Source organism: Lentilactobacillus sp., from assembly GCF_040773105.1.
Taxonomy (GTDB): domain Bacteria; phylum Bacillota; class Bacilli; order Lactobacillales; family Lactobacillaceae; genus Lentilactobacillus; species Lentilactobacillus parabuchneri.
Genome location: NZ_JAXGWW010000174.1, coordinates 1 through 4,335, shown reverse-complemented (window position 1 = coordinate 4,335; position 4,335 = coordinate 1). Strand labels below are relative to the sequence as shown.

5 protein-coding genes are annotated in these 4,335 nt (G+C 45.5%); 2 read left to right on the top strand and 3 right to left on the bottom strand.

Going from position 1 to position 4,335, the window contains the following annotated elements; translation table 11 throughout:
- A partial coding sequence (locus tag AB3112_RS08710) for a pseudouridine synthase (RefSeq protein WP_367334306.1) occupies positions 1 to 446 on the bottom strand: 446 nt, incomplete at its 3' end.
- Positions 447 to 655: 209 nt separating this feature from the next.
- Between AB3112_RS08710 and AB3112_RS08705 the strand changes: the two genes are divergently transcribed.
- On the top strand, positions 656 to 2,014 hold the full coding sequence (locus AB3112_RS08705; RefSeq protein WP_075141208.1) for an FAD-dependent oxidoreductase: 1,359 nt from the start codon (positions 656 to 658) through the stop codon (positions 2,012 to 2,014).
- Positions 2,015 to 2,233: 219 nt separating this feature from the next.
- The gene (locus AB3112_RS08700; protein WP_084974684.1) at positions 2,234 to 2,560 is read left to right on the top strand and encodes a heavy metal-binding domain-containing protein; all 327 of its coding nucleotides are present in this window, start codon (positions 2,234 to 2,236) and stop codon (positions 2,558 to 2,560) included.
- Positions 2,561 to 2,627: 67 nt separating this feature from the next.
- Here the strand turns inward: AB3112_RS08700 and AB3112_RS08695 are convergent, their stop codons facing one another.
- The gene (locus tag AB3112_RS08695; RefSeq protein ID WP_084974682.1) at positions 2,628 to 3,782 is read right to left on the bottom strand and encodes an acetylornithine transaminase; all 1,155 of its coding nucleotides are present in this window, start codon (positions 3,780 to 3,782) and stop codon (positions 2,628 to 2,630) included.
- 14 nt (positions 3,783 to 3,796) lie between these two features.
- The coding region (gene argB / locus AB3112_RS08690; RefSeq protein ID WP_367334305.1) for an acetylglutamate kinase at positions 3,797 to 4,335 on the bottom strand (539 nt) is incomplete at its 5' end.

The following is a 4,335-nucleotide window of genomic DNA, read 5'->3' as shown; positions in this document are numbered from 1 at the left end:
GCCAACTGGTGCTTGGCAACTAATACCAAGCCGCTGGTAAACCGATCCAAGCGGGTGATAATGTGGGGCACTAAATCTGTCGCCCTTTCCGTGATTAAGTGCCCCTTAATTCGGTTAACCAGTGTATCTTCACGATTAGCCGGTCCGGGGACAACGGTCAACCCAGCTTGTTTGTCGACGACCAGCCAATTGGCATCTTCAAAAACCACAACGATTGGCCCGTCACTGACCGCCACGTTTGGGTCGCTAACTTCATCCGGCATGATCACTTCTATTCGATCGCCGTCGTGGAGTGAAACTGTGCCGTCAACTTCTCGATTGTTAACCAAAAACTCGCCGCCATTCGTCTTGAGTCGCCGGTACATCCTGTGACTAATGCCTTGAGCATTTAAAAACTTTTTTAACGTCTTTGGGTCGTCTCTTTTAGTTATCCAAGAAAATTTCAAAATGGCCTCCAGAAAAAAATATTTTTGTATTGCGTACAACTGTTTTGTGCACTGTGTAAACGCCGAAGGAGCAGCACTTCCGGCATGTGATTCACATTTCAAAACCGATAAACCGCATTGTCAAGGGGTTGACATCGTTTGCATAACTTGTAATATGTAAGTACAAGCATCGCTTGTGAATCTTTTATTATTCAAAAGGAGAAGTTAATATGAAAATTGCAGTGATTGGTTGTACCCATGCAGGCACCTTCGCTATTAAAACGATTTTAGGAGAACATCCAGATGCTGAGGTAACTGTTTATGAGAAAAACGACAACATTTCATTTCTCTCATGCGGAATTGCCTTATATCTCGGGGGACATGTAAAGGATCCGCAAGGCTTGTTCTATTCTAGCCCAGACGAACTTAAAAAACTAGGTGCCAACGTTAAGATGAACCACGAAGTTAAAAACGTTGACCCTTCAGCTAAAACCATTGAAGTCGTTGATCTTGAAAACAACAACAGCTTTGAAGACACTTACGACAAATTAGTTGTCACAACCGGCTCATGGCCAGTTATTCCACCAATCAAAGGAATCGACAACAAAAACGTCTACCTTTGCAAGAACTGGAATCACGCCCAAAAATTATTTGAAACTGCCCCATCTAAGAAACGCATTACCATCGTTGGTGCCGGCTACATCGGTGCCGAGTTGGCAGAAGCATACAATACGAAGGGTCACGACGTTACTTTGCTTGATGGTGCCGACCGCATCATGAGCAAATATTTCGACAAACAGTTTACTGATGTCGTTGAAAAAGACTTCACCGACCATGGCGTTACCCTTGGTTTAGACCAACAGGTAACTGAAATTTCTGGTGATGACACTGTGACCGTGACGACCACCAAGGGTTCATTTGAAACCGATTTGGTTGTGATGTGTGTTGGTTTCCGTCCTAACACTGCGTTATTCAAGGGCAAATTAGCCATGACTGAAAATGGTGCCTTAATTACCAACGAATACATGCAAACTTCTGATCCAGACATCTACGGTGCCGGTGACAGTGTTGCGGTTCATTACAACCCAACTTCAAGCTTGGCTTACATTCCACTGGCAACCAACGCGGTTCGTCAAGGAATCCTGGTTGGTAAAAACATCGACAAGCCAACTGTTAAATACATGGGTACGCAATCGTCATCAGGTTTGAAGCTGTATGATAAGACCATCGTTTCCACTGGATTAACCATGGCCGCTGCCAAAGAACAGGGTGTTAACGCGCACGAAGTCATTGTTAAAGACAACTATCGTCCAGAGTTCATGCCCTCAACCGAACCTGTCTTGATGTCATTGGTTTACGATCCAGACTCAAGAAGAATTCTTGGTGGTTCACTGTTGAGTACCTACGACGTTTCACAATCAGCCAACACGCTTTCTGTATGTATCCAAAATCGCAACACAATTGATGATTTGGCTATGGTTGATATGTTATTCCAGCCACAATTTGACCGACCATTCAACTACTTGAACATCCTGGCGCAAGCAGCTCAGGAAAAAGAAGCCAAAGTTTCAGAAACTGTTTCAAAATAGCGGTTACATTTTTGCTTTCAAATCATCTCAAAGCACGTTATAATATTTATTGCATGGTGATGACGATCTTTTCTAAACCACATTTAGCGTCACACAAATGCATCCCGTCGAACTTCGGTTTGGCGGGTTTTCTTTTACCAACATTAATTGAATTTGCATGGAAAATCATTTAAGCTATAATGATTACGAGTTCATTAATAAAAATTGGAGGAACTGATTATGGCTGAAGATCATTTTATCATCACGACGACGGAACACATCCCTGGAAAGGACTATGAAGTGATTGGCGAAGTCTTCGGATTAACCACTCAATCCAAAAACGTCGTTCGAAACATCGGTGCCGGACTGAAGAACATCGTTGGTGGCGAAATCAAGGACTACACCAAGATGTTGGATGAAGCCCGTAACGTTTCCGTTGATCGGCTAAGAGATAATGCCATCAAAATGGGCGCAGACGCCGTTGTCATGATGCGGTTTGATTCCGGCTCAATTGGTGCTGACATGCAGTCAGTTGCCGCTTATGGCACGGCCGTTAAATTTAAATAAGCTTAGTATCCACTTAGGGGCTGTTTGGCAAAACTAATGTTTTGCCAACAGCCCCTTTTCTTTTTCGCTATGATTCAACTGTCGATGAAACCATCGCCAGCACCTCGTAAATTTTGTCAATTCCTGCCAGCAAATCAGCCTTGCTCATTACCAGTGGTGGCAATAGGCGCAGCGTATTGTGTTTGGCGGACAAGGTCAGTAGTCCCTGGCTTTGCAGCTCGGCAATGACATTCTCCACCTGAATTGCCGGGTTCAAATGAATCCCGATCATCAGGCCCATGCCACTGACGCCGTCGACGACTGAAAGTGGCGCAATCTTTTTCTCGATGACGTCAAACACCGCTTTCGACTTCTGTTGCACCTGATCCAAGAATTCTGGGGTCAGCTGTTCAAGAACTGCCTTGGCGGACGATAACGCAATCTTATTGCCGCCAAAGGTCGTTCCGTGAGCCCCAGGTCCAAAAGCGGCTGCCAACGCCTTTTTACCAAGCATTGCCCCGATTGGCAGCCCATTTCCCAAAGCTTTGGCACAGGTAATGATATCAGGTTCCAAATCAAAGTTTTGGTAAGCAAACTTCATTCCCGTTCGACCGATTCCAGTCTGCACCTCATCGATAATCAAGAGAACCCCTTTTTCGTGGCACCTTTGATCGACTGCCTGCAACCACTTGGGATCACCGGAAACAACCCCACCTTCCCCCTGGATTACTTCAAGAATCACGGCTGCCAAGTCATCTGTAATCGCGTCTAGGGCTTTGAAATCGTTATAGTCCGCAAAGCTGACGTCTGGCACCAGTGGTTGAAAGCCGGCTTGAATATCCGGATTGCCAGTCAGCGACATCGAGCCATATGTACGACCGTGAAAGCCATTGTTAAACGCTAAGATGTGGCCCTTACCAGTGGCTTTTCGGGCTAATTTAAACGCCGCTTCATTTGCTTCGGTCCCTGAGTTGCAGAAAAAGGCCAGCATCCCTTCCGGACACAGTTGCTTTGCCACGTCATCCTGCAGCTGGCTGGGATACAAATTCGAGGTATGCCAAATTTTCCCCAGTTGATTTAAGACACTTTGTTCAATCCAATCATTGCTGTAGCCAAAGCTGCACACACCAATTCCACTGGTAAAATCCAAATATGTTTTCTGATCACTATCAACTAAATGCCAGTCGTGTCCCGACACAATTTCCATCGGGTACTGGGCATAAGTTGGAAAAATATGCTTCATTATATCAATCTCCTTTAAATTGCGAATTGTTCAACTGATAAATTAGTTCCGGAATGTTGCAACTCATTCGTGATTTCGACTTCTTTAACACCGTGTTTGAGCGCGTCAAACGCGGCTTTGATTTTTGGCTTCATTCCGGCTTTAATGACTTGCGTCTCCAGCAACTGATCCGCCTTTTGCGGCGTCAGCTTATTTAAGACGTGCCGATTAACCATCACACCTGGGACGTCGGTTACCAGATACAACTTTTCAGCTTCTAACAGCCGCGAAATCGCTGCTGCAGCGACATCACCGTTAACGTTTAGCGTTTGGCCCGATTTTGAAATTGCTATCGGCGCACAGACGCCAATGCCGTTTTGTAACTGGTTTTGAATGTAATCCTGGTTAATGGCGGTCACTTTTCCCACCTCACCATAAACGGCTTGGTCTAAATACTCACCATAAGCAACCGGCTGACCCATCGCATTCATGCCGACAACTGGCAGGCCATGAGCCATCAGGTGCTGACACAGGGCTGGTTGAACCAATCCCAACAGGACGGCTTGGGTCACCT